The following is a 3,989-nucleotide window of genomic DNA, read 5'->3' as shown; positions in this document are numbered from 1 at the left end:
AAATACATTGTTTTTGATTGTCAAAAGTGCTTGAAAAACAGATACAAGCTACGTGAATAGAAGCACTATGCGAACTGGGTGGCAAATTATTCAACAGGGTGAAAGCGTTACTGAATATTACATTGAAAAGGCTTATATATAGATAGCAAAAAGCCAGTCATTAGACTGGCTTTAACATGTCGTAATTTAAGGTTTTACACTCATGAGAGTTTTACCTTGTTACGCAGCAATATTACGGCAATATGATTATTGGAAAAGATCCAAGTTTTCTTTTGCGTATGCTTCAAATTCAGTGCAGCCACCGATGTGCTCTTGATCAACGAAGATTTGTGGCACAGTTTCTACTGGCTTACCTACTGTTTTTTCAAGGTCAGCTTTGCTGATGCCTTCAGCATGAATATCTACGTAGCGGTAGTTAAAGTCTTCACGGCTTTCTTTTAGGTTTTCAGCTAGATCTTTAGCTCGAACACAGAATGGGCAACCAGGACGACCAAAAATAACAACGAACATACACTCTCTCCTTAAATCAATTATGTTTACTATATCGTGGCTCATGGCATTGAGGAAGTGGGATTTATCGCTTGATGTGATAGATAAAACCGATTGATGGTAAATTCTTCGATGAGGGTTGTCTTTTTGTGCATGCATAAATGTAAAAACCGAGCGCTAGGCTCGGTTCTGATAGGTATTAGTGCTGCATTCAACTTAAAAGTCGTAACGAATACCAGCTTGCAGCTCATCATTGTTTGCTGATTTGTCAGTATTATTGTTTAGTTGGTTAAATTTGTAGCCAGCATAGGTACGTAGGTTGCTGTTGATTTTGTAGATACCTTCAACCGCGATGTAATCTTGGTTATCTGTTTTCTTACCATCAACTTTGGCTTGTTGCTTGTTATACACGCTTTGGAAGATAAACTGATTCAGTTGATAAGCCGCAGCCAGTTCGTAGCCTGTTAGGTCTGTTGTAGTTGAACCTGTTTCAGATTTACCGCCTGCGTATAAACCCGATACCATGAAGTTTTCCAAGCTATAACGTGCAACAAGGTTATATTGGTTTACGTCTGTATCACTCCCTTCTTTACCACCGACATAGCCAGCACCTAGGTCTAGTCCAAATGGTAATTCGTATACTGCTGACAGACCATAACTGCTGGTGTCTTTTAAATCTTTATCGTTAACAATGTAGTTCGCAGTAACAGTGAGTGCGTCGAAGTTACCTGAGTACATAAAGTTATTTGATTTTTTGTCACCATTACCTGAAATCAGATCAGCCGCATCACCACCAAATGTTGCCAAAATATCGGTAAAGTCGGTAAGAATAACTTGTGCCGAGTCTTGCTGACCGTAAGAAAAAGCCCCAAAGTTTGTGTCTAAACCTGCGAAAAGGTATCGAGTATCGATTGCTTGGCCTTTGCCATCTTTTACTTCTAACTCGTAGGTACCAAATGCCGTCAGGCTATCAGTAATGTCTGATTTACCTTTTAGGTTGATACGAGCTCGCGATTTATCTTTGAACGTGTCCTTACCATTCTCTGTGCCATCTGATTTGTATTTGTTGTTATCTGACAGATTAAAGCGTGCTTCAGCACGACCACCCACTTTTAACGAGTTTGTGTCATCTTGGTAAACCGTTGCTGCGCTTACTGCACCTGAAGTCAGTGTTGCGAAAATTGCTGATGCCAGTACTGCTTTTTTCATCTTATATCCCCTAGAAATGTTTTTGTTAGGCGTCGTGCCTTGTTTGATGGGGCTAGGTTAGTGGGCTTAAGTGACGGTGAAATGAAAAAAACACTGCATTTATATGACACAAGATGTGCTTGGTTTGTCTCATTTGTGACTGCCCACTAGTTATTCGCAGTATGTAAGATGAACACTGAGTAAAGTTGCTTTATATCAACATGAACAGAGGTAAACCCATGCAACGTAAGCTGGCTCATGGGGATGGTTCATAGTGCTAGTTGGGGGAAATCTATTCGTATAACGCACCATGGTGGTTATACGAATGGACTTTTAAAATTGATAATAGGGGTAGCTATGTTTCAATTTATGACATCAACACGGATTGTCTTTGGTGAGGGGGCTCTGAATAATTCATTAAGTGCTTTTAACCAATTTGGTTATAGCGTTTTGCTTGTAACAGGCAAAGATTCCACGCGATCTGAGCCCATCATTAATTATATCAAGCAACAGAATATGCGTTACCAGCAAGTCGCAGTCCATGGTGAACCGTTAATTGCCATGATAGAAGAAATGGCGGCGATGGGGAGAAAATTCAGACCTGACATGGTTATTGCCATTGGCGGTGGCAGTGTTTTAGATTCGGGGAAAGCATTAGCGGCACTTATTCCTAACCAAGGCAGTGTGTACGATTATGTTGAAGTGGTTGGGCGTAATGTACCGCTCCAAGCTAAACCCTTACCTTTTATTGCCATTCCGACAACGGCAGGCACTGGGTCTGAAGTCAGCAAAAATGCGGTCCTTCGTTCAGCACAAGAAAATGTCAAAGTGAGTTTACGCAGCCCTGATATGCTGCCGGATATGGCGATTGTTGATCCCACTCTGACTTACGGTATGGATCCTGTTAGTTCTGCCTGTTGTGGCATGGATGCGTTTTCGCATTTGATGGAAGCTTATGTGTGTGGTGACCCAAATCCACTCACTGATATGATTTGCGAAGAGGGGCTACGTCGTTTGGCTGGGGCCATTATTCCTGCATGTGAAGACGATGATCCAAGAGCGCGCTCAGATATGGCATTTGCAGCCATGTTAGGCGGGATGGCTTTGGCGAATGCTAAATTAGGGGCCGCACATGGCTTAGCGTCGGCACTTGGCGGGCGGCTACAAGCACCGCATGGTTTAATTACAGCGCAGTTGTCTCCGTTTGTAATGCAAGAAAATGTGCTGGCTGCTCGCGAGGCAGGACGAGCCGACGTACTAAACCGTTACCGTCAGTTAGCATGTTTGCTTACAGGCCGTATGAACGCTGAAATATCGGATGGTATTACATGGACCAAACGGACTTTACGCCGTTTGAATTTACCCGCGGTGAGTGAATATGGTTTTTGCGACACTATGTTCAGTGATGTTGCTGAAGATGCGATGTTATCGAACGCGATCAAGGGGAATCCGCTACCGTTGAATAAAAAGCGGCTATTGGGCATTTTAGAGCAAATGTGCGATTGTTGTGGTACAAGAGTAGATCAAACAACGATAGAAAATGAGTAACAAGGATGAACCAGACTATCGAGAGCCTGCTTGCGCATCGCTCTATTCGACAATTTACACGCCAGCCGATTGAAGCGGATACGCTTGCCACAATTTTAGATTGTGGCATTGCCGCTTCTACATCTAGTTATATTCAATGCACGAGTGTCATACGGGTAACGAAAGCTGACTCGCGTGCTCAGCTAGCGACTTTTGCGGGTAATCAGCCTTATGTTGAAACGGCTGCAGAATTCTTAGTCTTTTGTATTGATTTTCATCGACATCAACAGATCCACCCTGAAGCCCAATTAGGTTTTACTGAACAAACGCTTATTGGTGCGGTAGATACTGCACTCATGGCACAAAATTGTTTAGTTGCAGCGGAATCTTTAGGACTTGGTGGGGTCTACATTGGAGGTATTCGTAATAATCCAGAACAGGTTTCGCAATTATTACAGTTACCTGAACATGTAATACCACTGTTTGGTCTATGTTTAGGGCATCCTGCGCAAAACCCAGAGCCTAAACCTCGATTACCACAAAATATGATAGTGCATCAGGAGTACTATCAAGCATCGTTAGATACTCAAGCATTAGCTGATTATGATATGAGGGTCAGTGAATACTATCGTGATAGAACGGGTGGAAGTAAAGATACAACTTGGTCTCAGCAGATCACTGATACCTTATCTAAAGAAGCGAGGCCTTTCATGCTGCGCTTTATTACAAATAAAGGCTTTAGTACCCGATGAGGGTCGGTTACTATTGTGTAAACACTATAAAAA

At 42.5% G+C, this 3,989-nt stretch carries 4 protein-coding genes; 2 read left to right on the top strand and 2 right to left on the bottom strand.

The window, feature by feature from the left end; all coding sequences use genetic code 11:
• Positions 1–246 precede the first annotated feature (246 nt).
• Together ASV53_RS23120 and ASV53_RS23115 are read right to left on the bottom strand one after the other, a co-directional pair.
• On the bottom strand, positions 247–510 hold the full coding sequence (locus ASV53_RS23120; protein ID WP_048900199.1) for a GrxA family glutaredoxin: 264 nt from the start codon (positions 508–510) through the stop codon (positions 247–249).
• Positions 511–705: 195 nt separating this feature from the next.
• Positions 706–1,698 (bottom strand): porin, encoded by a 993-nt coding sequence (locus tag ASV53_RS23115; RefSeq protein ID WP_094958865.1) that lies wholly within the window; start codon positions 1,696–1,698, stop codon positions 706–708.
• Between the two features lie 336 nt (positions 1,699–2,034).
• On the opposite strand from ASV53_RS23115, the gene ASV53_RS23110 reads away from it, so the two are divergent.
• Both ASV53_RS23110 and nfsA read left to right on the top strand, forming a co-directional pair.
• The gene (locus ASV53_RS23110) at positions 2,035–3,225 is read left to right on the top strand and encodes an iron-containing alcohol dehydrogenase (protein ID WP_094958864.1); all 1,191 of its coding nucleotides are present in this window, start codon (positions 2,035–2,037) and stop codon (positions 3,223–3,225) included.
• 5 nt (positions 3,226–3,230) lie between these two features.
• Entirely contained in the window at positions 3,231–3,956 is a 726-nt protein-coding gene (gene nfsA, locus ASV53_RS23105; RefSeq protein WP_094958863.1) for an oxygen-insensitive NADPH nitroreductase, read from the top strand.
• The last annotated feature ends 33 nt before the right edge of the window (positions 3,957–3,989 follow it).

This window comes from Photobacterium sanguinicancri, from assembly GCF_002265265.1.
Classification (GTDB): domain Bacteria; phylum Pseudomonadota; class Gammaproteobacteria; order Enterobacterales; family Vibrionaceae; genus Photobacterium; species Photobacterium sanguinicancri.
The sequence above is the reverse complement of the archived record's forward strand: the minus strand, read 5'-3'. Positions and strand labels throughout refer to the sequence as shown.